The sequence below is a fragment of the Lujinxingia sediminis genome (assembly GCF_004005565.1).
GTDB classification, from domain to species: domain Bacteria; phylum Myxococcota_A; class Bradymonadia; order Bradymonadales; family Bradymonadaceae; genus Lujinxingia; species Lujinxingia sediminis.
The window spans coordinates 155,570-179,651 of the sequence record NZ_SADD01000008.1 but is presented as its reverse complement, the minus strand read 5'-3'; the positions used below and the strand labels follow the sequence as shown (position 1 = coordinate 179,651).

The 24,082-nt window shown below is 64.5% G+C and carries 19 protein-coding genes; 10 read left to right on the top strand and 9 right to left on the bottom strand.

The window, feature by feature from the left end:
* The first annotated feature begins 634 nt into the window (after positions 1 to 634).
* Both EA187_RS14245 and EA187_RS14240 read left to right on the top strand, forming a co-directional pair.
* Positions 635 to 2,920, top strand: a complete 2,286-nt coding sequence (locus EA187_RS14245; RefSeq protein ID WP_127780704.1) for an amidohydrolase family protein — start codon at positions 635 to 637, stop codon at positions 2,918 to 2,920.
* A gap of 223 nt (positions 2,921 to 3,143) precedes the next feature.
* Entirely contained in the window at positions 3,144 to 4,646 is a 1,503-nt protein-coding gene (locus EA187_RS14240) for a hypothetical protein (protein ID WP_127780703.1), read from the top strand.
* A 97-nt stretch (positions 4,647 to 4,743) separates the two neighbouring features.
* On the opposite strand, the gene EA187_RS14235 is transcribed toward EA187_RS14240, so the two are convergent.
* The 5 genes from EA187_RS14235 to EA187_RS14215 form a co-directional block, all read right to left on the bottom strand.
* Positions 4,744 to 5,628, bottom strand: coding sequence for an undecaprenyl-diphosphate phosphatase (locus EA187_RS14235; protein WP_115606846.1), 885 nt, complete (start codon positions 5,626 to 5,628; stop codon positions 4,744 to 4,746).
* 52 nt (positions 5,629 to 5,680) lie between these two features.
* Positions 5,681 to 6,262: a hypothetical protein gene (locus tag EA187_RS14230; protein WP_127780702.1), complete on the bottom strand. Its 582-nt coding sequence runs from the start codon at positions 6,260 to 6,262 to the stop codon at positions 5,681 to 5,683.
* 78 nt (positions 6,263 to 6,340) lie between these two features.
* Positions 6,341 to 6,970: a hypothetical protein gene (locus EA187_RS14225; RefSeq protein WP_127780701.1), complete on the bottom strand. Its 630-nt coding sequence runs from the start codon at positions 6,968 to 6,970 to the stop codon at positions 6,341 to 6,343.
* Between the two features lie 151 nt (positions 6,971 to 7,121).
* The gene (pruA, locus tag EA187_RS14220) at positions 7,122 to 10,097 is read right to left on the bottom strand and encodes an L-glutamate gamma-semialdehyde dehydrogenase (protein WP_127780700.1); all 2,976 of its coding nucleotides are present in this window, start codon (positions 10,095 to 10,097) and stop codon (positions 7,122 to 7,124) included.
* 243 nt (positions 10,098 to 10,340) lie between these two features.
* Positions 10,341 to 11,720 carry an MBL fold metallo-hydrolase gene (locus EA187_RS14215; protein ID WP_127780699.1) on the bottom strand — a complete coding sequence of 460 codons (1,380 nt, stop codon included), beginning with the start codon at positions 11,718 to 11,720 and terminating at the stop codon, positions 10,341 to 10,343.
* Between the two features lie 152 nt (positions 11,721 to 11,872).
* Between EA187_RS14215 and EA187_RS14210 the strand changes: the two genes are divergently transcribed.
* The 5 genes from EA187_RS14210 (at position 11,873) to EA187_RS14190 (ending at position 14,891) form a co-directional block, all read left to right on the top strand.
* Entirely contained in the window at positions 11,873 to 12,508 is a 636-nt protein-coding gene (locus tag EA187_RS14210) for a tetratricopeptide repeat protein (RefSeq protein WP_115606855.1), read from the top strand.
* 193 nt (positions 12,509 to 12,701) lie between these two features.
* Positions 12,702 to 12,884, top strand: a complete 183-nt coding sequence (locus EA187_RS14205) for a hypothetical protein (RefSeq protein WP_115606856.1) — start codon at positions 12,702 to 12,704, stop codon at positions 12,882 to 12,884.
* 78 nt (positions 12,885 to 12,962) lie between these two features.
* Positions 12,963 to 13,322, top strand: a complete 360-nt coding sequence (locus EA187_RS14200) for a DUF1844 domain-containing protein (RefSeq protein WP_115606858.1) — start codon at positions 12,963 to 12,965, stop codon at positions 13,320 to 13,322.
* Positions 13,323 to 13,589: 267 nt separating this feature from the next.
* Positions 13,590 to 14,435, top strand: a complete 846-nt coding sequence (locus EA187_RS14195) for a S1C family serine protease (RefSeq protein ID WP_127780698.1) — start codon at positions 13,590 to 13,592, stop codon at positions 14,433 to 14,435.
* Between the two features lie 159 nt (positions 14,436 to 14,594).
* Positions 14,595 to 14,891, top strand: coding sequence for a hypothetical protein (locus EA187_RS14190; protein WP_115606861.1), 297 nt, complete (start codon positions 14,595 to 14,597; stop codon positions 14,889 to 14,891).
* Between the two features lie 22 nt (positions 14,892 to 14,913).
* Here the strand turns inward: EA187_RS14190 and EA187_RS14185 are convergent, their stop codons facing one another.
* Together EA187_RS14185 and EA187_RS14180 are read right to left on the bottom strand one after the other, a co-directional pair.
* Positions 14,914 to 15,933: an L-threonylcarbamoyladenylate synthase gene (locus EA187_RS14185; RefSeq protein ID WP_206524370.1), complete on the bottom strand. Its 1,020-nt coding sequence runs from the start codon at positions 15,931 to 15,933 to the stop codon at positions 14,914 to 14,916.
* Positions 15,930 to 16,934: an HAD family hydrolase gene (locus tag EA187_RS14180; RefSeq protein WP_127780697.1), complete on the bottom strand. Its 1,005-nt coding sequence runs from the start codon at positions 16,932 to 16,934 to the stop codon at positions 15,930 to 15,932. Before EA187_RS14180 ends, EA187_RS14185 begins: the two co-directional genes overlap by 4 nt.
* A 786-nt stretch (positions 16,935 to 17,720) precedes the next feature.
* Between EA187_RS14180 and EA187_RS14175 the strand changes: the two genes are divergently transcribed.
* The 3 genes from EA187_RS14175 (at position 17,721) to lipB (ending at position 20,773) form a co-directional block, all read left to right on the top strand.
* Positions 17,721 to 18,023 (top strand): type B 50S ribosomal protein L31, encoded by a 303-nt coding sequence (locus EA187_RS14175; protein WP_115606864.1) that lies wholly within the window; start codon positions 17,721 to 17,723, stop codon positions 18,021 to 18,023.
* Between the two features lie 561 nt (positions 18,024 to 18,584).
* On the top strand, positions 18,585 to 20,066 hold the full coding sequence (locus EA187_RS14170; protein ID WP_127780696.1) for an HTH domain-containing protein: 1,482 nt from the start codon (positions 18,585 to 18,587) through the stop codon (positions 20,064 to 20,066).
* Positions 20,063 to 20,773 carry a lipoyl(octanoyl) transferase LipB gene (lipB, locus tag EA187_RS14165; RefSeq protein WP_127780695.1) on the top strand — a complete coding sequence of 237 codons (711 nt, stop codon included), beginning with the start codon at positions 20,063 to 20,065 and terminating at the stop codon, positions 20,771 to 20,773. Before EA187_RS14170 ends, lipB begins: the two co-directional genes overlap by 4 nt.
* A gap of 398 nt (positions 20,774 to 21,171) precedes the next feature.
* On the opposite strand, the gene murA is transcribed toward lipB, so the two are convergent.
* Both murA and EA187_RS14155 read right to left on the bottom strand, forming a co-directional pair.
* Positions 21,172 to 22,464 (bottom strand): UDP-N-acetylglucosamine 1-carboxyvinyltransferase, encoded by a 1,293-nt coding sequence (murA, locus tag EA187_RS14160; protein ID WP_164856286.1) that lies wholly within the window; start codon positions 22,462 to 22,464, stop codon positions 21,172 to 21,174.
* Positions 22,465 to 22,658: 194 nt separating this feature from the next.
* Entirely contained in the window at positions 22,659 to 23,996 is a 1,338-nt protein-coding gene (locus EA187_RS14155; RefSeq protein WP_164856283.1) for an HD domain-containing protein, read from the bottom strand.
* Positions 23,997 to 24,082 lie beyond the last annotated feature (86 nt).

Here is a 24,082-nt window from a genome sequence, read left to right as displayed (position 1 = left end):
GGTTCATTTTAAAATACGCCTTCCACTCGCCATCACACGCGCGTTTCCACGTTGAGAACGCCTCCCATCCTGACGCGTATCTTACTCCGCAGCGCCACCAACCCTTCTCTGCGACTCCCAGGGAGAGTGACGCCGCAGACCTGCCTTCGCGTGAGAATGGCAGGCGTATTTTAGTTTGAAATACGCCTGCCATTCCCACCGCAAGCCTGCTCGGCGCAAAAACCGACGTGTTCGCCGCCCTGGCACCCGGGGTGGCGCTGAAAAGGGACGTAGAAGGCCGAACTCGATCTCGATCTCAAACTCAAACGCGATCTCGCTCGCGTACTCGAAAGGCGCGCCCCCCGAACGCCCTCACGAATCGACCAGCATCGCGAACCCCGAAGCCCCACAACCTCCTAACCACACAACCACCCAACCACAACACACGCCCCCCAACCCGAGCGCATCCAGGGCGGCGATTGGCAAGGAGGCAGGGATGAAGCTGTAGCAGCGCTACCGCGAATCCCTGACGACGCAGCCAGCGTCGTCCTGGGGCGCTCGGCGGCGCTCGGCACATAGACATCGGCATTACACATCATTACCCTGACGGCACATCCTCGATTCCTGGGCCCCCCGACACGCCGAGCTCCCACCGATGCGTCTCCTCACCCCTGCCCCCTTCGCCGCGCTCCTCTCGTTGACTCTGGTGGCCGCCTGTACCGAAGACGCCGACGTGTTGCCCGACGATGTCCCCATCGAACGCGATGCCGCCCCCGAGCACGAGGGCATCTACAGCTTCGCCAACGCCTGCGTGACCCTGGATGTGGCCGCAGCCGGCACCGGTCAGGCCGCCTTTCTGATCGCCACCGAAGACGGTGAAGGTTTCCGATTCAGCGGTGAAGAAGGCGACGCCCTTCGTCTGACGATGCGCGCCACCGATCTTGGGACCTACCTCTTTTACGACCAGGACGAGCGCTATCTGGTGGTTGAAGACGGGGCGTTTTTGCGGCGAGAGACGCTCAGCTCCGACAGGACCACCCTTGATGACACCTTTCTTCCCGGGGTGCAGTGGGCGCTGGAGCTCTCCGAGGAAGACGACACCCGCTTTCGGCTAAAGCACCTCAAGACCGGCGCCTACCTCGGGGCCGAGGGCATGGAAGAGGACGTGGAGCGTGCCGGGGTCGTTACCCTCTATCAGGCCGAGGATTGCGCGCAGTACCCCGAGCTGACCCTGGATGCCGAAGGGGAGATCACCCAAACGACCTTTGAAGACGGCTCGGTCTACGGCTTTGCCGATACCCACAGCCATATCTTCTCCAACTGGGGCTTTGGTGGCGGGAGCATCTTTCACGGTGCGCCCTTTCATCCTCTGGGCGTGCCGCACGCTCTCGGCGACTGCACCGCATTTCACGGGGAGATGGGCCGCCAGGATCTCTTTGGCTATGGCTTTGATAAGTCTGATGAGGTCAGCGAGCTCGATATGATCGGGGCCTTCGTCAGCGGGAAAACCCCGCAGGACTACCACCGTACCGACGGCTGGCCGACCTTCAGCGAGTGGCCCAGCGCTCACTTCTTATCGACCCACCAGACCCAGTACTACATGTGGATCAAACGCGCCTATTACGCCGGACTGCGCCTTGTGGTGAACCACGCCACGAGCAACCAGGTGATCTGCGACCTTGTCGCCGGAAGCGATGTGCAGCGGGTGCGCTACTCCTGCAATGACATGGTGGCCGTCGACCGCACCATCGAGGAGACCCGCAAACTTGAGCGCTACATCGATGCCCAGAGTGGCGGTCCGGGCAAGGGCTGGTTCCGCGTGGTCGAGTCCCCCGACGAGGCTCGCACCGTCATCGAAGAAGGCAAACTCGCCGTGATCCTGGGCATCGAAGTCTCCAACCTCTTTGACTGCTTTCTGATCCCGCCCGGCGGTGGCGAGCGCTGCAACGAGCAGCAGGTCCTCGACAACCTGGAGCGCTACCGGGAGTTGGGCGTGCGCGCGATCTTCCCGGTCCATAAGTTCGACAACGCGTTTTCGGCCGGCGACGGCCATCGCGAGATCATTGAGCTGGCCAACTTCGCGATGACCGGTCACTTCTCGAACTTCACCGACGACTGCCCCGATATCCCCACCGCCTTCGATAAGGGCGATGTCGCCTTCGGGGAGCTGAACGATCCACGTGAAGACTACTTCGCGCAGCCCCCGGTCGATATGAGCGGCTTTGCCGACGACCCCATCACCGTGCTCGTCGGTCAGGCGCAGTATCTGATGGGAGGCTCCCTGCACGGCGACTACTGCCAGAATGCCGGGCTCACCGAGTTGGGCGAGTTCTTGATGGTCGAGTTGATGAAGCGCGGCTTTATCGTGGAGATCGACCACCTGCCCCGGCGAGGCTACCAGCGCGCCTTCGAGCTCTTGCAGGAGTACGACTACCCGGCGGCCGGCACCCACGGAAACAACTTCCGCGGCGCCCTCTATGAGCTGGGCGGGATCTCCAAGGTGGGCTTTGCCGGCTGCGGCGATACGGAGAACCCGGGAGGTCGCGTCGACGGGCTCAATCAACGCCTGGAGCTCATTGAAAGCGCCGGCGGCTACCCGGCCGAGGGGTTTGGTTTTGACCTCAACGGTTTTGCCGGCGCGCCCGGCCCCCGCTTTGGCGAGCACTCCGTCTGTGCGACCCCACAGGAGAACCCCATCACCTACCCCTTCACCTCCTTTGACGGCGCCATCACCTTCACCCGGCCTCGCCTCGGAGAGCGCAACCTCGACTTCAACACTGAGGGCATGGCCCACCTGGGCCTTGTGGCGGAGCTGATTGAAGACGTGCGACGCGACGGAACCAGCGATGAGGCCATGGAGCCCATCTTCCGCTCGGCCGAGGCCTACCTGCGCTTCTGGGAGCGCAGTGAGGCTCGCGGCGCGGCGCTGCGGGGGGAATGAGCGCACACGAGTCTACGATCCGACGAGTTCTCTCCCTACCGCCGGCCTTTCTACACGTCGAGGTTGACGCGTGGGTCAACCATTGAATATCCCCCCGCACACCGCGTCTCTGGATGCCTGCGAGCACCGACACGAGCGCTCACGCACCGCGACGTCTTGCGGAGCCTTCGCTCCGGGACGCGCACGATTGAATTCACACTGGTATTGGATACACGAGGTTCTCATGAAACGAACGTTCTCCCTGCTCCTTGTGGCGCTGCTCGGCGCCTCCCTGGCCACCGGCTGCTCCGACGATCCGGATCCCTCACGCTCAACCCCCGACGCCGGAGACGAGGTTGACGGCGGCGACATCGACGGCGGCGATGACACCGACGGCGGCGATGACACCGACGGCGGCGATATCCCCGACACCCGGGCCGAGCTTCAGACCTACGCCACCACCGGTGTCCTCACCTTCACCAGAGCCCTGGAAGGCCCCGACGGCGACCTCATCGTCATGGGCGTCTCCGACTCCGTCGGTGCCGGAGACATGGACAGCACCCTGGCGCGTATCGGCGCCGACGGCGCGCCCGTCTGGCAAAAGGCCCTGGGCACGGCGGACTTCGACCGCCTCGCCAACCTGATCACCACCTCCGAGGGCGACTTTCTCGCAGTGGGCACCACCCAGCGCAGCGGGAACTTCGCTCCCTGGCTGGTGCGCTTCGATGCCGAAGGCACCATCAGCTGGCAGGCCACCTACGACGTGACCAGCACCGAGATGGCCGAGCTCAATGACGTGGTCGCCGACGGCCTCACCGAGCTGAGCGACGGCACCTTCGCATTCGGGCTCGCCGGCACCTTCGCCCGGGAAGACGAAAACCACCTGGGCTACATGGTGATCGATGGCGATGGCGAGTTCGTGCGAGGCACCTGGGTGCTGGAGAACGCCGATGCCCCCGTCGCGCTCCTCGGCGACGAGGCACTGACGGTGGTGGGCAACCAGACCATCGTCTTCCCCTCTTCCCCTGCCCTCGAGAAGATCGCGGCCGTCCACTTCGACGACGCCGGCGTTCCGCAGTGGGCACTGGCCCACCTCCAGAACGACACCGAGGTCCACGATGTCGTGCGGGGCGACGATGGCAACCTGACCTTCGCCGGCTGGCACGCCAATGACGACACCGAGCGCTCCGACGCCTGGGCGATGAACGTCACCGAAGCCGGCGCCATCACCTGGCAGCGCGTCTTCGCTCACCAGGACAGCGAACAGGCCTTCTCGGTGGAGCTGGCCGGCAACGGCGACCTGCTGCTGAGCACCAGCAGCATCGCCGGCTCGATCGACGAGGGGAACTACACCGGCACCGCCCACATCCTGCGCCTCGATCCGGTCACCGGCGATCTCCTCGACACCCAGAGCCTGGGCCTTGGCGAGAACCAGGACCTGACCCTCTACGACACCCTGCTTCTCAGCGATGGCTCGGTGGCTCTGGTCGGCGAGTCGCTCTACACCGAGCTCCACAGCGAGCTGAGCGGGGCGCTGCTGCGGGCCTCGTCCATCGACGAGCTTGCCACCTGCGCCAACCTGGAAGACTCCCCGGCCTTCCCTGCCACCAACACCGCGATGGAGTCGCCCAACATCTACGATGATGTGGAAGGCCTCACCGGCGACCTGGTCGTCACCCGTGGGTCGGTCGACATCTTTCAGGCGGTGGACATCACCACCGACCAGAACAGCACCTGCCCGCTCTAAGCGCGGATGCCGGGCCCCGATAGGCCCGGCATAAAAAAGGCCGCCCCGTGAAGGGCGGCCTTTTTTTATGCGCATGGAGCGCCAGCGCACCAGCCACTTAGCTCATCATCCCCAGGGCCAGCAGGCCCCCGGCGCCCACGATCCAGCAATACCAGGCGAAATGGTGGAACTGCGCCTTCTTCAAAAGATCCACCAGCCAGATGATCGTCAGGTAACCCACCACACCGGCCACCGCTGCGCTCACCCCGTACACAAGCGCGGTGCGACCGCCATCCACCCCGGCAAAGAGCGCCGGATCGAACTTCAGGATCAGCGCCCCCAACACCGCCGGAATGGAGAGCAAGAACGAAAAGTGCGCCGACTCCTCCCGCTGCGCTCCCAACCACAGTGCGGCCGCAATCGTCAGCCCGCTGCGCGAGAACCCCGGCAGCGCCGCCAGCCCCTGCGAGAGCCCGATGAGGATCGCCACCATCGGCGTGATGTTCCACAGGGTCCAGGCCCCGCCTCGTTCTTTACGCGTCTCATCCTTATAAAAACGCATCGAGAAGAGGATGAACCCGGTGATGATAAGCGAGATGCAGATCGTATGCGGCATGTACTGGGCCGGGATCACCTCGGCCCCCTCGGCCGGCTCCAGCACCTTATCGATACCAACGCCCAGCACCGCGGTGGGAATCGTCGCCAGCACCAGCAGCACCGCCAGGCGCGCGCCCACATGCTGACGAAAGGCCCCCAGAGAGCGCTCATGCAACCCGTCGGCCGCCGCCGCCAACACGTCGGTGATCGAGGTCATGATCTGCCGGCGGTAAAAGAGCATCACCGCCAGCAAGGTGCCCAGGTGCAGAGTCACCGAGAAGAGCAGCTGCGGCTCCTCCACCCCCAGAAAGGTCTCCCCGAGCAAGAGATGCCCCGAGGAGCTCACGGGCACAAACTCGGTGGCCCCCTGCAAAATCGCCAACAAGATCGCTTCGATGAAGCTCATCTCGCTCCTTGAATCTCAAGTTGCTGGCGAGGCCCGGAGGCCCATCGCCGGCTCACGCGCTCTTGGCCATCGCCGGGCCCTGCTGCTCAGCCGCCTCCGGATACACATCCGGCACCACCCCGTCCTCGGCCATAATCCAGGTCTTCATCGCCGGCACCATCACCTCATGCCACTGCGGTGAAAGACGCGTGAAGATGAAGGTGCGGTAGAGCGCGTTGATGATGTCTTCGAGCTCTTCCACAAGGTACATCCGCTCGTAGAACTTCTCGTCTTCCTCGCGGCTGAGCACCGCCGGGATCTTCACCGACGAGAAGTCCAGCCCTTCGGCCTTGAGCGTGAGCAGCCATTCGCGGCCATCTTTGATCACCCGGATCTTCGCCCGGCTGACCCGCTTGCCCTGCTGCAGGGCCACCTTCGCCTCCGGCGAATAAGCCGGCGCGCCGCCTTTAAAGGTGTTGCGCTCGGTCTCGGCCAGGTAGGCCTCCAGCACCAGCGCGTCGTCAAAGAGCACCTCCAGCTCACCGTGCTCCTCGACCTCCATCAGCCCGTCATAACACTCGGACTTAAACCACAACCACATCATGAACTCGCTGCCCAGAAAGCGCCGCGTTTCAATCAAGTCGATCAGATCCATCGTCAAAGCTCCTCACCAACACCCGCCAAGGTGTTGAATTTACACCACTTTTAAGAATACACAACCCGCCACCCGCGCTCAGCGCTGAGGCAGCCCCTCGATGAAGTTGGTCGGCTCGACCACCGCCAGCTCCTCGATCTTCTCGGGCCCCGGCTCCAGCTGCACCGCGTTGATGTAGGGGTTCCCGGGCAGCAGTTTAAGCCCGAAGGTGTCCTCAAAATATCCCTGAAAGAGCTCACAGACGTTGCCCGACTGGCTCCAGAAACGTACTCGCCCCTTCTGCAAATCCCAGCTCATATCAATGACTTTCATGCGCGGGAGCTGCTTCTCTTTGAGCTTGCGCTTGACCATGATCTTGATGTCTTCGCGCTCAAACTTGCTCAGGCGCTGCTTGTCGTTCTGGATCATGTACTCGCGCTCTGCCTCCTCCACATGCGCTTTGAGCAGCGCACTGGGGATGGCGTACTTATCCTGCCGAAATCCCAGATTGATGAAGTGGTCGAAGAGCAAGGTATGCAGATCAAAGCTGATCTGCAGCGGACGCTCCACCGGCACCCAACCCTCGGAGACTTCTTCTTCGTCTTCGGGCTTAAGCGGCTTAAAGGCGTTTTTGCGGATCTGCTGCAGGTAGAGTTCTTGCCAGTTCTCCGGCACCTCGCCCTGCACATAGAAGAGTTTGTAAGACAGCGTTCCAGATAAGGCACCCAACGTGGACCCTCCGTGGTTTAAGGTGGGTGAACAAAACGGCTCCGCCCCCGATCTACCACCGGCACACCGGGGCGCAAAAAAATAGGGCGGCCGCCCCTGACCCGAAGTCAGCGACGACCGCCCCACACCTCAACCTTTTAAGGCGCGAGGCTCAGTCGATCTCGGGCGCAAACCCGCGGCGCATCGTGTTCTCCACCACCACCCGTGGCGTCATAAAGTGCAGCAGATAGTCCGGACCGCCGGCCTTGGTGCCGGCCCCTGAGAGCTTAAAGCCGCCGAAGGGGTTGCGGTACACCAGCGCGCCGGTGATGCCGCGGTTGATGTAGAGGTTGCCCACCTCAAACTCGCGACGCGCCTGCGCGATATGCGAGGGGCTGCGGCTGAAGATCCCACCGGTCAGCGCAAAACGGGTGCTGTTGGCCATCTCCAGCGCCTCATCAAAGCTCTCGGCGCGCATCATGGCGAGCACCGGCCCGAAGATCTCCTCCCGGGCCAGGCGATGCTCGGGAGCAATCCCCTCAATCACGGTGGGGCCCACATAATAACCGCCGCCCCCGGGCACCTCGCGCTGCACGAGCAGGTGCCCCTCCTGACGACCGAGCTCAATGTAGCTTTCGATCTTCGCTTTGGCCTCGGCGTCAACCACCGGCCCGATTTTGGTGCCCGGATGCGAGGGCGGCCCCAGCATCACGCTCTTGACCGCCTCAACCAGACGCTCCTTAAAGGCGTCGTAGCAGGACTGATGCACGATCACCCGGCTGCACGCCGAGCATTTCTGGCCCTGGAACCCGAAGGCCGACTGCACCACCGCGCTGACCGCCTCATCGAGGTCGGCGTCGGCATCGACGATCACGGCGTTTTTGCCGCCCATCTCACAGACCACATGTTTGACGTGCGCCTGACCGGGAGCCATCTTCGCGGCCTGCTCCACGATCTTCAGGCCCACCTCCATGCTGCCGGTGAACGCCACGGTATGCACCCGCGCATCTTCCACCAGCGCCTGGCCCACGACCTCCCCGTGGCCCGGCAAAAAGCCAATCACCCCCTCCGGGAAGCCCGACTCCTGGCAGATGCCCATAAGCTGGGCGGCGATCACCGAGCTCTGCTCGGCGGGCTTCATGATCACGGCGTTTCCGGTGACAGCTGCGGCCATCGTCATCCCGGTGAGGATCGCCAGCGGGAAGTTCCAGGGCGAGATCACCGCGGTGACCCCGCGCGGGATGTACTGCAGTTCGTTGAGCTCGCCAGGGAGTTTGCCCAGGCGCTCGGGCGTATCGAGCGCCATCATCTCGCGGGCGTAATAGTCGCAAAAATCGATGGCCTCACACACATCGGCGTCGGCCTCCCGCCAGGTCTTTCCGACCTCCCAGACCATCCAGGCCGCAAGCTCATCACGACGCTCGCGCATCCGCCTCGCCACCTCCAGCACGCAGCGCGTGCGCTCCTCCACCGGCGTCTTCGACCAGCTTTTCTGCGCCTGGCTAGCCGCGACCAGCGCCGCATCCGCATCGCTCAGACTCGCGCTCCCCACCTCCCCGACGACCTCCTGAGGGTTAGCCGGGTTGAGGCTCTTTAAGGTCTCGGTGGTGGGCAGCACCCGGTTGGCCACGATCACATCAAAACGTCGTCCAAACTGCCCGCGCACCTTCTCGACGGCCTGCGCCATGCGCTCACGATCGCGGGCGGTGGCAAAGTCGCGCAGAGGCTCGTTTCGAAACCCCTTGATGTTCAGGCTCTCAATCTCGGGCTGGGGCCCCGGCGCGGGCTTGCCATCGGGCGACGCCGGCGCTGCCAGCAGCCGCTCCATGCTCTCCCCCTCCACAAAGCTCATCCGCAACCAGCTCTCATTGGAGGTATTCTCCAAAAGCCGCCGCACAAGGTACGCCATCCCCGGGATCATCATGCCGATGGGCACATAATCGCGCAGCCGGTAGCCCATGGAGGTCACCGCGGCCTTCATCGGCTCGGCCATCCCGTAGAGCATCTGAAACTCGATCTGGCTCTTATCGAGACGGCTCGCATCGGCGTAGGCCATGGCATAGGCGATCGAGCGCACGTTATGCGAGGCGATCGCCGCGCGCAGCACCTTGTGGTTGTCCAGCAGCACTTCGATGCAGCGCTCGTAAGACTGGTCCGTCTCCCACTTCTTCTTGAAGACCGGGCAGGGCCAGCCCTCCTGCTCGGCGTGGATCGTCTCGTAGTCCCAGTAGGCCCCCTTCACCAGACGCACCGTCACCGGGGTGCCCCGGCGCTTGGCCCACTTGGCCAGCGCCTTTAAGTCGTCCTCACAATCGCGGAGATACGCCTGGGCCACGATTCCCGCGTACTCAAAACCCACAAACTCCGGCTCTTCCAAAAGGCTCTTAAACACCGCGTAGGTCAGATCTTTGTAGCGGTACTGCTCCAGATCCAGGTTGATAAAGACCCCGCGCTCCGCCGCCAGCCTGAAAAGCGGGCGCAACCGCTCTTTGACCGCATCCACACTGCCGAGCGGATCGATGGGATCGAGCTGGCTGTAGAGCGATGAGATTTTTACCGAGACGTTCACCCGGGGCACGCGCCCGAACTTCGCCTGCTCCAGGGTGGGATTGGCCGGCCAGGACTGCGCCTGCTGACTGAGCGTCTCAATAATCTCCACGTAGCGCTCAAAATAATCGTTGGCCTCGGCCTCACTGACCGTCGACTCCCCCAGAAGGTCGAGCGTAAAGCACAGGCCCTCCTTCCACATCGCCTCCAGGGTGGGGATGGCCTCGGTGGCATTCTGTCCGGCGATAAAGCGCTCGGCCATGCCCACGATCTGCTTTTCGATCTGCCCGGCGGCCATCTTCGCGATGCGACTGTCCGGTTTGACCTTCGAGAGCCCCCACTGAAAACTCGCCGGAAAATCCTGCTCCGGCCGACAGAAATACTCTTGAAGGTGCTCGGCCACCTGCACGTGGTCGGTGAGCGTGGGAAAGACGTCGACAAAGCGGAACATCTCCACCTTGAAGGCCTCATCCTTCATCGACCAGTCCATCATCTTGCCGCTCCAGTAATCCTTGCGGAACACCGAAGGCGACTGACCCTTCATGCGCTTAAAGACCTCGCGACCCAGTTCAAGAACATCCTTCTCGCGTACTCGAGCCATCACAAACTCCGGGCAGGTTGTCAGGGGAACATACGCGTCGGGGGCGCTCAGAACGCGCCACACCGGACGCATCGGACGCGCCGGACGGGAATGATAAGGCTGGGGATAGGGAGGGAATTGCGGGGCGCTCCGGCGCGGCCTAAACATGGTCCGCCCACAGGGGTTTGGCAACCCCATTCGCGTGACAAAACATGACGCAGCGCATCACCCCAACCCCGCGTTATTATTGACGCATTGCATCATTCAGAGCGGCAGGCACTCGCCGGACTTCGCCACGTGAATCTCCCCCTCAAAGCCGGCTTTTTGAAGAGCGCGCTTGAGCGAAAAACGCGCACCGTCGCGGGCATGAACAAGCGCGATCTGCGCCGGGTTGAGCTGGCCGGCGACCGCGAGCAGTTGCCAGCGAAGCGCGTGGGTGGGAAGCAAGGCGTGCACCACCCGGGCGCCGCCCTTTTCTAAGGTGCCGCCCTTCGTCGACGCACCGGAAGAGGCCGACGATTCAGCGCTCTTCTGGCGAGCACGCGCCAGAAGTTTGCCAGCCGGGCTTGAGGGATGGGCGCGGTTGGTCACCAGCAGCGTGGCGGTGGGGTCGTCACGCAAACGTGCCAGCAGGGCGCCGGCGGTGGTGTTCTTCTGAAATTGATCGCCCACAGCAAGCGCCACGCCTCCGGCTTCCAGATGGGCGCGAAGTTCGCGCCGCGAGCCGTAGCGAAGCCCATCGAGAAGCGCCGCACGCTCGCTCGCTCCTGCTGCCAGCGGCCCATCGCCCTCCCCGGCGCGACGCATCGCCTCGAGCACCGGCCGCATATACGCGTCGACCATCAACCCCGGCGTCCGCCCCCGGCAGACCTCCGCCAGCATCAACGCGAGCTCCCCGCCCTCCCCCAGCGCCGAGGCCCCCGCCAGTACCGCACCGCCGCGCTCCGAGATCAACGCCTTGATGCGCAACACCTCCTCCTCATACTCCACCCTGTCGAGCTTCGCCTCGGTGGCCAGCGTCGCCTCCATCACCAGCAGGTCGAGCGCCCCCGCGCCCATCCGCGGAAGCTCCGCGCCTCCCACCCACATCTGGTCATGGGCGCAAAAGTCCCCCGTATAGAGCACCCGCGCCACGTCCTCCTCACCCGACACCCCATCCTCCCCGCGCCCCTCAAACGCCACCAGCGCCATCGCCGCCCCCGGCATATGCCCGGCCCCCAGCGCCGTCAGCCTCACCCCGGGCATCACGTCCACTGCCACCCGCCAGGGCGCAATCTTTACCTTGAGCGCGATCGCCTCGGCCCGCTCCCGCGCCATCCCCTGACTCATCAGCGCAAAGGGCAAAAGCTCACGCGACTGCCGCGTCATCCACACATCCACCCGCGGCCAGCGCGCCACCACCTCGGACAACGCCCCCATATGATCAGCATGCACATGGCTCACCCACACCGCCCCGGGCTCCTCCCCCGCACTCTCCAGCAGCCTTGCAGCCTCGCCAGCGGCTCCCCCGACTCGCCCGCAATCCAACAGAAGTCCGCGGCCCTCCCCACGCCCCACCAGATGCAGGTTCGGCTCGCGCGCCCCCGCCCCCATCAACGAAATGAAGCGCAGCCCCTTCGGCGTTATGCTTGAGTCCTGGACCATCGGCGTTTAGCCTGACATGTTCTGTGGCGCCTGCCCGGACACCGGCGACTTCGCCGTTGCCATTCTCACAGGCGCGCTTTTGCGTTTCCCGACCCGGGTTTCTCTCCCGGGTCTGACCTGCCTCACCATGCAGGTCTTCCTCAGGAGTGTGTATGACCTCGGGTGGTCGTCTTAACATCGATCTGAAGCGCGGCGCGATCCCGCTCTCCCTCTTCATCCTGGCCGTGCTCCACTACGGCCTGGGGGCCCCGCTCTGGGTGCTGGGGCTCTTCTCGCTTTGGGTTCCCATCGTCTACATCCTGATGCCCTGGTATGCGCGACGACGCTGGGAAGACTTCGACCGCACCTTCACCCAACACTTCCAACGCGGCAAGCATCGTGAACTTCTGCAGGCCTACCGAAAAGAATGGTACCTGCGCCGCTTCGGCCCCCAGGCCGATATGCTCAGCAAGCTCGGGCTGATCTACAGCGCGCTCGGAAAGTACCGCGAAGCCGAACACGCCCTGGAGCAGGCCCTCGACGCCATGGGCTCCCCCGGCCCCCAGCAGCTCTATTTCAACCTGGCCAACGTCAAGTTTGAGCTGGGCAAGTTTGACGACGCCATGCAGATCTACCTCTCCCTGCGCGGAAACTCCCCCTACCACCGCGCCGCCCGCACCCAGATGGCGCTGATCGACCTTCAAAAAGGTGCCCGCGTCGAGCAGGCTCGCTCCTTTCTCGAGAGCGAGCGTCCCCGCGTCTCCGCCCCGATGCGCGAGCGTATCGACCGCGCGCTGGCCCGTCATTGACCCGCGACACCTCTGCGCCACCCACACCCGCCTTGCCAACTGGCCCTTCGGGCCTATAGTGCCCTGTGGCGCGTTTTGCGCATAAACCCGACCCCCGTCTCGGCCGGTCCTCCCAGCCCCCCTGGCAACGCGCTGGCCGGCCCCCTTTTTGACCGCTGCTCACCTGAGCCTGGTTGATTTCAGGAGTTGTTTCATGGCCCGTTCCAAAGACCGTAAGTACGACATCCGCACCCTCGACCGCTTCCTGCGCGACGGCAAGATCTCCGACGACGAGCATCAGGCCTACCTCGACAACCTCCCCGACGTCGCTGAGAAAGCCGCCACCGTCGAAGCCGACTTTGAAGAGAACGTCCTCGAGAAAAAGCATCAGGAATGATCTTCTCTCTCCCGGGAGCTCCCACCTCTGGTGGGCCGCAGCTCCCGGGATCACCGCAACACCGCGCCGGAGGCAGTGATGGCCGACCACGATGATCGCAATGGCAAAGGCTCCGAGACCACAACCGGACCCCGCGTCACTCCGCTCGGGGGTAACACCGGGGTGCACATCGCCTCGACTCAGGCCGATGAAGCGCTCGACATCGACTTTGGCGGCTTCATTGTCAGCCTCGGCACAAGCTGCATGGTCAACCTGGGCAAGTACCCCAACCCCGAAACCGGCAAGCTGGAGCTCGACCTCGACGCCGCTCGCCAGGTGATTCACATCCTCCAGATGCTCGCCGAAAAAACCCGCGGCAACCTCGAAGATGACGAGTCGCAGCTGCTGCGCACGCTCATCTACGATCTGAAGTTGGCCTACGTGGAGGTTAAAGGGTGACCAGCGCGGGGGAATATCGACGCCGGAGCTCGCTTCTCGCGCTTTCGACGATGGCCGCGCTCTTTATCAGCGCCTGCCAGCCCTCCCCCGACACCCCCTCCTCGCCAGATCCCGGCGAGGCCGCGCCCCCCCCCCCAGGCCAGCGCCGCCCCCTCGGCCCTGCCCCCCGACTTCTCCACACTTGTCGGCGACGCTCGCCCGGCGGTCGTCAACATCTACACGCGCACCACCGCGCCGCGGCCTCGCTCCTCCTTGCTCCCCCCGGGTATGGCCCCGTCGGAGCGCGAGCAGCAGAGCCTGGGCTCCGGCTTTATCTTCGACAGCAAGGGATTGGTGCTCACCAACGAACACGTCGTGCGCGACGCCACCCAGATCGCAGTGCGCTTGCTCGATGACCGTGTCTTCGAAGCCGATATCGTCGGCACCGATCCTCAGACCGACATCGCCGTCCTCCAACTTCGCGACGCCGAGGCCCTCCCTACCCTTGCGCTCGCGGACTCTGACGCCCTGCTCGTAGGCCAGTGGGTCATCGCCATCGGCAACCCCCTGGGCCTGACCAGCACCGTGACCGCCGGCATCACCAGCGCCACCGGCCGGCAGGTCATCCCCCCCGGTGGCCAGCTCCGCTACCAGGACTTCATTCAGACCGACGCCTCCATCAACCCGGGCAACTCCGGTGGCCCCCTTCTCAATATCGCCGGCGAGGTCGTAGGCATCTGCACCGCCATCGTCGCGCAGGGGCAGGGGCTGGGCTTTGCCATCCCCATCAACATGGTCAAGACCATCCTCCCCGCACTCATCGAAGAGGGACGCGTCTCACGCGCCTGGCTCGGCGCCTACGTCAACGAAGTCCCCGACGCACTGCGCTCGGAGCTCGACCTGGGCCCGGGCGGAGCCTTCATCGTTCGTATCATCGAGGGCAGCCCCGGCCAGCTCGCTGGCCTGCAACCCGGCGACATCGTCATGCGCATCGCCGGAGAAGAGGTCACCAACGCCAATCAGCTCTCCTGGGTCGCCTCCAATTTGCGCGTCGGCGAGCCGGTGCCGGTCAACATCCAACGCGGCAGCGAGACGCTGGAGCTCACCCTCACGCCCGCCCCTCAGCCCGACTAGCGACCCCCTTCCACGCCCTACCTCAGCGATCCCATCGGTGCCCCCCTTGGAATGAACGCCAGCGTTCACAGGTTTGTAAGGGGTTGATTTCACCGGGATTTTAGCCGCGCGCCACATCCTTTTGTCCGGCGTCAGGCGGCACGTCTGTGGAGGATGATGATGAACGCACAGCCTTCTCGCTTTCCGCACTACCTGGCGGCCAGCTTCGTGGCCACGCCGCTGCTCTTCTTCGCCTCCATGCTTATTATCGGGCCCGCCGTTCCCTTTGGCGTCTACCTCTTCATCGCCTGGTCGACCGCCGCTCTCACAAGTGCCCTGAGCTTCGCCGCCGAACCCGAGAGCCTCAACGCCTTCACCAGCGCCGAGCGCCTGGGCGTGCTCGCCGGCAACGCCATGATCGCCTGCCTGGTCGCCACCCTGGGCTTTATCGGCATGGCGCTCAGCCACGGCCTGTAGGCGTCGCCGCTGCCGCAGCCGCTCAGCTTATCGCGCGCCCCAGCCTGTCCTGCACCGCCTCCCAGCCCTCCTGCTCAGGCGGGGCCTCCACCCAGATCGCCTCCAACCCCAGGCGATCCAGGCGGTGGAGCGCCTCATAGAGCCCGGCCGCATACCCCTGAGGATCACGCGGCATCACCACCGCCACCGCCCCCTCGCAACGCAACGCGCTGTACACCACACACCCCACACGAGCCTCGCCACCTGCCGCCCGTCGCTCGGCCAGAGCGTCTTCCAACGCCTCGCCAGCCATCACCTTCAGCGGCACCCCCGGCGCATAATGCTTGCGCGCAAGCCCCGGAGACATCCGAGGTGCCTCATCTTCCGGCATCTCCTCACAGAGTTGCACCTCACCCACCACCTCGCGCAACGCCTCCAGGCTCACCATTCCCGGCCTCAAGAGCACCGGCACCTCACCCACCAGACTTACGACCGTCGACTCCACCCCCACATCGGTCGCCCCCCCATCGACCACCCAGCCTACGCGCGCCCCCAGACTTTTGACCACGTGCTCCGCCCGCGTCGGGGAGGTCTGCGTGTAAAGGTTGGCGCTGGGAGCGGCCACCGGCACGCCGGCGACCTCCAGAAGCATCCGGGCTACCGGGTGCGCCGGCACCCTCAAGCCCACCGTCCCCATGCCCGCGCTCACTGTCTCGGGCACCACCTCAGCACGCTCCACCACCAGCGTCAGCGGCCCGGGCCAGAACGCCGCGGCAAGCTGTTCGGCCGCCTCAGGCCAACGCGCCGCGAGCCCACGCGCCTGCGCCTCATCGACCACATGCACGATCAACGGGTTGTTGGCCGGCCTCCCCTTCGCCGCATATATCTTCGCGATGGCGTCCGCATCCAGCGCGTTCGCCCCCAGCCCGTAAACCGTCTCCGTCGGAAACGCCACAAGCTCGCCACGACGCAGCGCCGCGCCCGCCTCCCCCAGGCGCTCTCGCTCCGGCTCCTCCCGCGACACACGCACGACCTTCATCACATCCTTTGCATCCTCACTCACCGCCCGACCTCCTGCCCCACATCCTCGCCGACCAACGCCCGCGCCCCCAACGTCTCCATGGCCACCTGCGGTGCCTCCAGACTCAACGCATCGCGCGACTGCATCATAAACCCCCGAGAGGGCCCCTCTCGCCGCAACAACGCATCGCCCTTATCGATCACCAGCGCATGCCGCGCGTGGCATAACATCTCAAAGTCGGTATCCGCATCGCCCACCGCCAGCAACGGCTGCCTTCCGATCACCTGCTCAACGGCCTCCACCTTCCCCTCCCGGAAGAGCACCGGCGGCGCCGTACGAGAACTCAAGCACTCCCCCTCCAACTCCACCTGATTGCCGATGACCCGCTCCGCGGGCACCCCCAGAAGGTCCGCAAAGACCCGCACCGTCCAGATATTGGTCGCCGACACCACCCAGACATCCACCCCGCCCCGCTCCAACGCCCGCATCAACGCCCGGATCTCCGAAATCACCCGGACACCCCGCGCGATCCGCACCTCCTCGCCACGCGCCGTCCGCCGCACCTCATCGCGCAAAGGTCGCCCGAGCTCGGCCGCAACTGCCTGCGCCGTATACCGCTCCATCTCCCCCGGCGTCAGTCCCACATGCAGCCGCACCGCCCACTCATAACACGCACGCTTCCCCAACCTCTCCAGCCGCCGCCCGTAGAGCGCCCCCATCTCCGCCAGATAGCGCTCAAAACGCTGGTCTTTCCCCCGCAGCGCCGCCTCAACCCCCAGCAAGCCCAGACTCAACTCCCGCAACTCCTCACGCCCCTCCTCCGGATGCACAAGGTCCCAGAACGCCTCCAGATCATAGCGATACGCCATCGCCTCGATCAGATAATGCGAAAACAACTCCCCGATATCCCCCACAATACACGTGTTATCGAAATCAAAGACCGCAACCTCCCCCGCCCCTCCCTCAATCACGTCCCCCAACCGCCTGGCGATCGGCTCCGAAAAACTCCCCGGAAATCCTCGTTCCACACCGCCGTCCCGCATCGCAACGCTCCTCTCAAAGTCCCGACCAACCTCTCCCGGACTCTCCTACACTCTCCCCCCAACGTCCATTCCTTCTTCATTCCCCCAAATTTCCGCACACCAAAAGATCCCGCGCGCAGCGCCACAAACCAGAGAACCCGATCGCATTCAGGGCAGCGACAGCCCATCTTCCGCATAATAAAAAACCCGAGCGCATCCAGGGCGGCGCCTGACAAGGAGATAGGGGTGAAGCTGTAGCAGCGCTACCGCGAATCCCTATCGACGCCGTCAGCGTCGTCCTGGGGCGCTCGGCAAGGAGCAAGGAGGAAGCTGTAGCAACGCTACCGCGACGACGCAGCGACGCTGCCAGCGTCGTCCTGGGGCGTTCGGCAAGGATGAAGCTGTAGCCAACACTACCGCGACGACGCAGCGACGCTGCCAGCGTCGTCCTGGGGCGTTCGGCAAGGAGGCTGGGATGAAGCTGTAGCCAACACTACCGCGAATCCCAGACGACGCAGCCAGCGTCGTCCTGGGGCGTTCGGCAACGTTTGGCGGTGTGAGGCGCTTGTTATTCTGGAAAAACTCCGCTACAAGCTCGGTCCGGTTTACGCGCGCCCGTGCCGATTCACCTTCAAAACAAGGCCCGGCCCGCGCACCAGACCCCAAAATTTCCACTCGCACGCGCGCCGAAGGCGCCCGCCCGCGAGAAGCAACGATTCGCAACTTTGTTCACCCCGGCCGCCCTCACGCGACGACACGCTCAACGGAAGAGCGCCTCGTATGCGGCCTGAGCTTAAAGGAGTCACCATGAAGTCCGATATCCATCCCCAGTACAACCCGGTGGTCTTCGTCGATGGCGAGCACGAGATCATCACCCGCTCCACCATGTCCTCCAAAGAAACCCGTGAGATCGATGGTGTCGAGCACTTCGTCGTCCCGATTGAAATCAGCGCTTACTCTCACCCCTTCTACACCGGTAAGCAGAAGCTGATGGACACCGAAGGTCGTGTCGACCGCTTCCTCAAGCGCTACAACATGTCGCGCGACGAGGCCAAAGTGGGCGCCAGCGGCGAGGCCGGCGACGACGCCGAGTCCACCGACGAGGCCTGAGCTTGAAAGCCCCGGTAAGCCTTCGCTTCTCCGGGGTTTTTTGATCGATGGGGCGCCCGCCGGGAGCCTGACCAAAGCACGCAGCGCTGGTCAACCCTCGTCTCCGCGCCCATCTTTCATGCCTGGTCACCGGGATGCTTCCTCCCCTTCTGGTGGGAGTCTCCCTGCGGTCGGATTCTCAGGAATAGACCGACCGCCCCAAAACCTTTTGGAGATATCCAGGCGCAACGTGTCTGGCCTCGCTGCGGGTCCTTTTTAGGCCCCTCAGCCCGCCACCACTCGCCGTACGACATCTCTACTCAGACTTGAGACTCCTCCGCTTGGCCTCACAACCACGCGTCGCACATACCCATCACGGGCCTCCGGCGAAGCTGGCCGTGAAACGATCGGGAGATCTGTCCTGTTTGCGGACACCTCTCGCTCGGTTCACCGCGCTCGCCATCCGCTCCCGAGCACGGCTGTCGCCTTTAGGGCCACGGCCTTCACCTGCTCTGTGCGGCCCTGGCCCCGACGCATCTTTCGACGCCAGGCGGTTGTCTCCACGACACAGGAGCACCACCCATGACTTTTGCAGAAGCTGCCATTGAGGTTCTTTTTCGCGCAGGACGCCCACTTCATTTCAAAAAGATCGCTGAAGCAGCCATCAACGAGAACCTTCTCTCCCACGTCGGTCGCACCCCCGAAGTCACCATGGGCGAGCGACTCAACCAGGAGCTGAAGAAGGAAGACAGCTCGCCGGTCGTCAGCGTGCGCCCGGGCGTCTTCGCCCTGCGCGACGAGTACATCAAAAAACTTGAGAGCGAAGGCCACGAGCGCCTCCCCCTCGGCGCCAAACCGGCCGCCCCGGCCCGAGCTGAAAAAGCCAACGGCAAGGCCGAAGAGCCCGCCGCCGAAGCCAAATCGGACGACGATGAGAGCCAGAGCCGACGCCGCTCCTCCAGCCGTCGTCGTCGCCGCCGTGGCAGCCGCAACCGCTCCAACGAAGCTCGCGAAGAGAGCCGCGAAGAGAGCCCCTCGACGTCGGGCCGTCGCAAGTCCTCGTCGAGCCGTCGCAAATCCTCGTCGAGCCGTCGCAAGTCCTCCTCGAGCCGTCGCAAGTCCTCCTCGAGCCGTCGCAAGTCCTCGTCGAGCAAGCGCGAGAAGACTCGTAACGAGCGTGGCGGACGCCGTGAGCGCAACGATGGCCGCCGCTCCGAGCGCCGCGACACCCGTCGCCCCGCTCGCACCGGCCGTCCCGTAAACCGTCACCTCAAAGAGGGGCCGGTGCGCATGGACACCATCGCCGAAGCCGCACTGACCGTGCTCAACGATAACAACCGCCGCCCGATGAAGGTCAAAGACCTGGCCGACGCCATCTTCGAGCGCAAGCTGGTCCGCTTCCACACCCACGATCCGGCCGCCACCGTTCAGGCCGCCATCGCCGGCGACAACCAGATCCGCGAGCAGAAGGGCAACCGTCCCCTCTTCATCCAGTACGACCGCGAGCGCTGGGGTCTCACCGAGTGGGGCCTCTCCTCAAGCTCCACCGAGCGTGAGCAGCAGATCCTCACCCTGGCCGAAGAGATCCGTCAGGACGCCGTCAGCCACCTCGGCCAGGCGCTCACCGACATCAAAGCCGAAGCCGTCGAGCACCTCGCGCTCACGCTGATGGAGCGTCTGGGCTACCGCAACATCAAGGTCTCCAAGCGCTCCTCCGAAGGTGATGTCTTCTTCACCTCCGACTGGCGCCAGGGCCTGGCCGATGTGCGCGTCTGCATCCAGGTCGTCGGCGACAGCTCCATGGAGCTCCCCGCCAGCGCCGTGACCGACCTTCGGGGCACCCTGCACCACTACTCCGCCTCCGAAGGCGTCATCATTCACCTGGGCAAGATCAGCGCCGACGCCGTCAAAGAGAGCCGCGAAGAAAAACTCGCTGCAATCACGCTGATTGACCGCGACACCTTCGTCGAGCTGCTCATCAAGCACGGCATCGGCGTGCGCACCTACCAGACGCCGATCACCATGGTCGACACCTCCTTCATCGAGGCCCTGGCCTCGGCATGAAGCTTATCCGCCCCGGTCTCGTCCCCTACGGTCAGGCGCTGAGCTGGCAGCTTGAGCTGCGCAGCCGTCTGCAGGAGGGGCGAGCCCACGACGCCACCGGTTACCTGCTCTGCCTGGAGCATCCGCCGGTGGTCACGCTCGGCAAGCGCGGCCGGGCCGAAGATATCTTCGGCCTGGACCAACTCCGAGACCGGGGCACCCAATTCTTCAAAATCGATCGCGGCGGGGAAGCCACCTACCACGGCCCCGGCCAGCTGGTGGTCTACCCCATCGTGCGCCTCGACGAGCTGGGTATCGGCGTCGTCGATCTCATCCGCGGGATGGCCGCCTCGCTCTCCAGCGCTCTGGCCGAGTACGACGTCGGCGCCGACTACGACGCCGACCACCCCGGGCTGTGGACCCACACCACCCCGCCCCGCAAGATCGCCAGCGTCGGCATGCGCGTCTCCGGCGGTGTCACCACCCACGGCGCTGCGATCAACCTCATCAACGACCTCATCCCCTTCTCCCTCTTTGTGCCCTGCGGCATGCCCAACGCCCCGGTCACTCGCCTCCTCGATCACCTCGACACCCCCGCGGGCTGCACCGTCGACGACTTCACCGACCGCTTCCTCACCCACTTCGCAGCCTTTCTCGACCGCGCGTTTGAGCCCCTCGATCTGGCCCCCCCGCCCCCCGAGCAGGCCGCGCCCCCGATGACTCTTTAAACAAAACCCAGGTGTACAAGCAGCTCGTCAGGGCGAAGTCCAGCAAGGAGCCAGGAGGAAGCTGTAGCAGCGCTACCGCGACGACGCAGCGACACCGCTGGCTTCGTTCTGACGAGCTGCGCCGAGCAACAAAAAAACGCCGCCCCGACAAGGGCGGCGTTTTTTCGTTTTCTGCTGTTTTATACCCAATCCTCAAGCAGCTCGTCAGGGCGAAGTCCAGCAAGGAGCCAGGAGGAAGCTGTAGCAGCGCTACCGCGACGACGCAGCGACACCGCTGGCTTCGTCCTGACGAGCTGCCCCACTCCGGGCGAAGACCAGCAAGGGAGGCAGGGATGAAGCTGTAGCAGCGCTACCGCGACGACGCAGCGACACCGCTGGCTTCGTCCTGACGAGCTGCCTCACTCCACGGGGAGGCGTTTGATATTCGCTCCCAGAGCATTGAGCTTCTCATCGATGCGCTCATAGCCGCGGTCGATCTGGCGCACGTTGTAGATGGTGCTCGTGCCCCGGGCGCACATCGCCGCGATCAGCAGCGCCATGCCCGCGCGCACGTCCGGCGACTCCAGCGTCGAGCCGATCAGCTCCCCGCCGCCGACCACCACCACGCGATGCGGGTCGCAGAAGACGATCTTGGCGCCCATCGCAATCAGCGAGTCCACGAAGAACATCCGCCCTTCGAACATCTTCTCGAAAAAGAGCACGGTGCCCTTGCTCTGGGTGGCCACCGTGATCGCGATCGACATCAGGTCGGTCGGGAACGCCGGCCAGGGCGCGTCGTCCACCTTGGCCATCGCGTTGTTCATATCGTCGCGAATCACCAGGTCCTGGTCGCCGGGCACGAAGAGGTCTTCGCCGCGGAGCTCGGTCTTAACGCCGAGCTTCTCAAACACCAGGCGAATCATCCGCAGATCGTCGGGGACCACGCCTTCAATGGTCAGCTCGCTTCCGGTCACCGCGGCCAGGCCGGCCAGCGATCCCACCTCCAGGTAATCCGGGCCGATGGTGTGCTCACAGCCCCACATCCCCTTGGTGCCCTCGATGGTGAGGATGTTGGTGCCGATCCCCTGGATGCGCGCGCCCATGGCCACGAGCATGCGGCAAAGACCCTGCACGTGGGGCTCGCAGGCGGCGTTGCGAATCACGGTGGTCCCCTGAGCCAGGGCCGCAGCCATGACCGCGTTCTCGGTCGCCGTCACCGAGGCCTCGTCCATAAAGATCTCGGCGCCGTGCAGCTTGTCGGCTTCAAAGGTAAATCGCCCCTCGTTGAATTCGATCGTCGCCCCCAGCGCGCGCAGCGCCAGAAAGTGCGTATCGAGACGACGACGCCCGATGACGTCACCGCCGGGAGGCGGAAGCTCACAGCGCTGGCTGCGCCCGAGCATGCTGCCCGCAAAGAGAATCGAGGCGCGCACCTTGCGGCACAGCTCCTGATTGAGGTCGGTGCGGTTCACATTCTTGTTGACCACCCGAACCACGTTCTCCTCGATCCACTCGTGTTCGCCACCCAGGTCGGCCATCACCTCCAGCATCACCTCCACGTCGCGAATACGCGGGACGTTGCGCAGCGTGATCGGCTCGTCGCTCAGCAGCGTCGCCGCCAGACAGGGCAACGCTTCATTTTTGCTGCCTCCCGGACGAACTTTCCCCGAGAGCTTACGACCACCTTCGATGACGAACTTTTCCATGGATATCTCGACCTTTACAAAACGTCTGCGTGACCTGTGGTGCCTCTCTAAAAGGCGCGCGCAGGTGTACCACGACGCTCGCGATGGCCACAACCACCCCGGTGGAGATGCCGCGAGCATCGCTCAACGCCGCCGGCCCCCGGGAGCTCCTGGCGCCTGTCGTAGGAAAGAGTCACACCGAGCGACCTGAACAAAAATCCTCACTCGACCTCATCGACCAGCCGCCGCGCCCCCACCTCGCGCTCCAGCAACACGCGGCGCACCGACCCCGGCACGCAGAGGCGCACCGTGTTGTAGGTATCCCGACCCAGCAGGTGCACAAAGTCGCTGCCCTGCTCAATCGGCACCACTCCCCCGTCGCGCTCCACCACCGGGATATGCGCGCTCAGCCGGGGGTGACTCGGATCGTAGGGGCGATAGGGTGTGTCGCGGGCGCGGTCGACAAGCACCGCGTAATCGACCTTCAATCCCTGCTCGCGGGCCACCTCGGCGGCGCGGTCCAGGATGCGCGCCACCAGCACCGGGTCGCCCGGCGGCAGATCCACCGTCTTATAGAGCTCCCGATTCAAGAGCCCCTCGCTCAGCCGGGCCAGCACCTCATCATCGCCCCGCTGCCACACCTTGAGCATCATCCACACGTCGGTGTCATCGACCTGCAGATACTCGCGGGTGCTCAGCGCCTCGCCACCGAGCAACCTCAAGAGCGGATGCCGGTCATCGAGCCCTCCCCACCGCTCCCCGGCCGCGTAGCGCTCACCCGCCCGGCGCAGCACCGCCTCGAGCATCTTCTCGGCCGCCCGCACCGTCTTATGCAGGTACACCTGCTTGAACATATGAAAACGCGCGATCAGATAATCCTCCACCGCCTCGCGCGCCCGGTAGCTCACCGCCAGCCTGCGCACCGTCTTCGCGCCAGCCCCCTTGCTCTCGTAGACCTTCAGCGTGGCCAGGATCCGCTCAAAATCATAGACGCCGATCTTCACCCCGGTGGCGTGCCCGTCGCGCAGAATGTAGTCCTGGCGGTCGGCATCGAGCTGCGAGCTGACGATGTCGCGAAACACCTGCCGCCCCGGATCAAACCCCTCCCGAGGCTCAAAATATCGCGCGACGTCGCGTGGCAATTCCGGGTCCACTGCCGCCAGTATCCGAAAAACCTCCCCCTCCTCATCGAGGATCGCCTCGCGCGTAAACTGCTCGTGGTTTACGCCCGTGACCTTCTCAATCGCGTGGCTAAAAGGCCCATGCCCCACATCGTGCAGAAGCGCCGCCGCAAAGACCTCCTGACGCGTGCGCGTGTCCACCTCCATGGGCAGCGACGCCACCATCCGCCGCGCGATATGCGCCACCCCCATCGAGTGCGCAAAGCGGCTATGCTCCGCCCCCTGATACACCAGCGATGCCAGCCCCAGCTGCTTCACGCGCCGCAGGCGCTGCACCGTTGAGGTACGCATCAGATCAAAGAGCAGGCTCTCGGCCTCATCGCTCAAGTCCAGGCTGATGATGTCATGAATCGGATCGCGAAAGAGCTTCGGTCGCATAGGTGCTCCACATCGGACAAACGCTCCCGGCATCAACCGGCCGGGCCTCTCGGGTCATAGCACCAACAGCGCCTGTTCCACCAACA

What these genes read in the sequence shown, in the direction of transcription:
- EA187_RS14245 (WP_127780704.1), top strand. Translation starts at nt 635, where the DNA reads ATGCGTCTCCTCACCCCTGCCCCCTTCGCCGCGCTCCTCTCGTTGACT.
- EA187_RS14240 (WP_127780703.1), top strand. Translation starts at nt 3,144, where the DNA reads ATGAAACGAACGTTCTCCCTGCTCCTTGTGGCGCTGCTCGGCGCCTCC.
- EA187_RS14235 (WP_115606846.1), bottom strand. Translation starts at nt 5,628, where the DNA reads ATGAGCTTCATCGAAGCGATCTTGTTGGCGATTTTGCAGGGGGCCACC.
- EA187_RS14230 (WP_127780702.1), bottom strand. Translation starts at nt 6,262, where the DNA reads ATGGATCTGATCGACTTGATTGAAACGCGGCGCTTTCTGGGCAGCGAG.
- pruA (WP_127780700.1), bottom strand. Translation starts at nt 10,097, where the DNA reads ATGGCTCGAGTACGCGAGAAGGATGTTCTTGAACTGGGTCGCGAGGTC.
- EA187_RS14215 (WP_127780699.1), bottom strand. Translation starts at nt 11,720, where the DNA reads ATGGTCCAGGACTCAAGCATAACGCCGAAGGGGCTGCGCTTCATTTCG.
- EA187_RS14210 (WP_115606855.1), top strand. Translation starts at nt 11,873, where the DNA reads ATGACCTCGGGTGGTCGTCTTAACATCGATCTGAAGCGCGGCGCGATC.
- EA187_RS14205 (WP_115606856.1), top strand. Translation starts at nt 12,702, where the DNA reads ATGGCCCGTTCCAAAGACCGTAAGTACGACATCCGCACCCTCGACCGC.
- EA187_RS14200 (WP_115606858.1), top strand. Translation starts at nt 12,963, where the DNA reads ATGGCCGACCACGATGATCGCAATGGCAAAGGCTCCGAGACCACAACC.
- EA187_RS14195 (WP_127780698.1), top strand. Translation starts at nt 13,590, where the DNA reads ATGGCCCCGTCGGAGCGCGAGCAGCAGAGCCTGGGCTCCGGCTTTATC.
- EA187_RS14190 (WP_115606861.1), top strand. Translation starts at nt 14,595, where the DNA reads ATGAACGCACAGCCTTCTCGCTTTCCGCACTACCTGGCGGCCAGCTTC.
- EA187_RS14180 (WP_127780697.1), bottom strand. Translation starts at nt 16,934, where the DNA reads ATGCGGGACGGCGGTGTGGAACGAGGATTTCCGGGGAGTTTTTCGGAG.
- EA187_RS14175 (WP_115606864.1), top strand. Translation starts at nt 17,721, where the DNA reads ATGAAGTCCGATATCCATCCCCAGTACAACCCGGTGGTCTTCGTCGAT.
- EA187_RS14170 (WP_127780696.1), top strand. Translation starts at nt 18,585, where the DNA reads ATGACTTTTGCAGAAGCTGCCATTGAGGTTCTTTTTCGCGCAGGACGC.
- lipB (WP_127780695.1), top strand. Translation starts at nt 20,063, where the DNA reads ATGAAGCTTATCCGCCCCGGTCTCGTCCCCTACGGTCAGGCGCTGAGC.
- EA187_RS14155 (WP_164856283.1), bottom strand. Translation starts at nt 23,996, where the DNA reads ATGCGACCGAAGCTCTTTCGCGATCCGATTCATGACATCATCAGCCTG.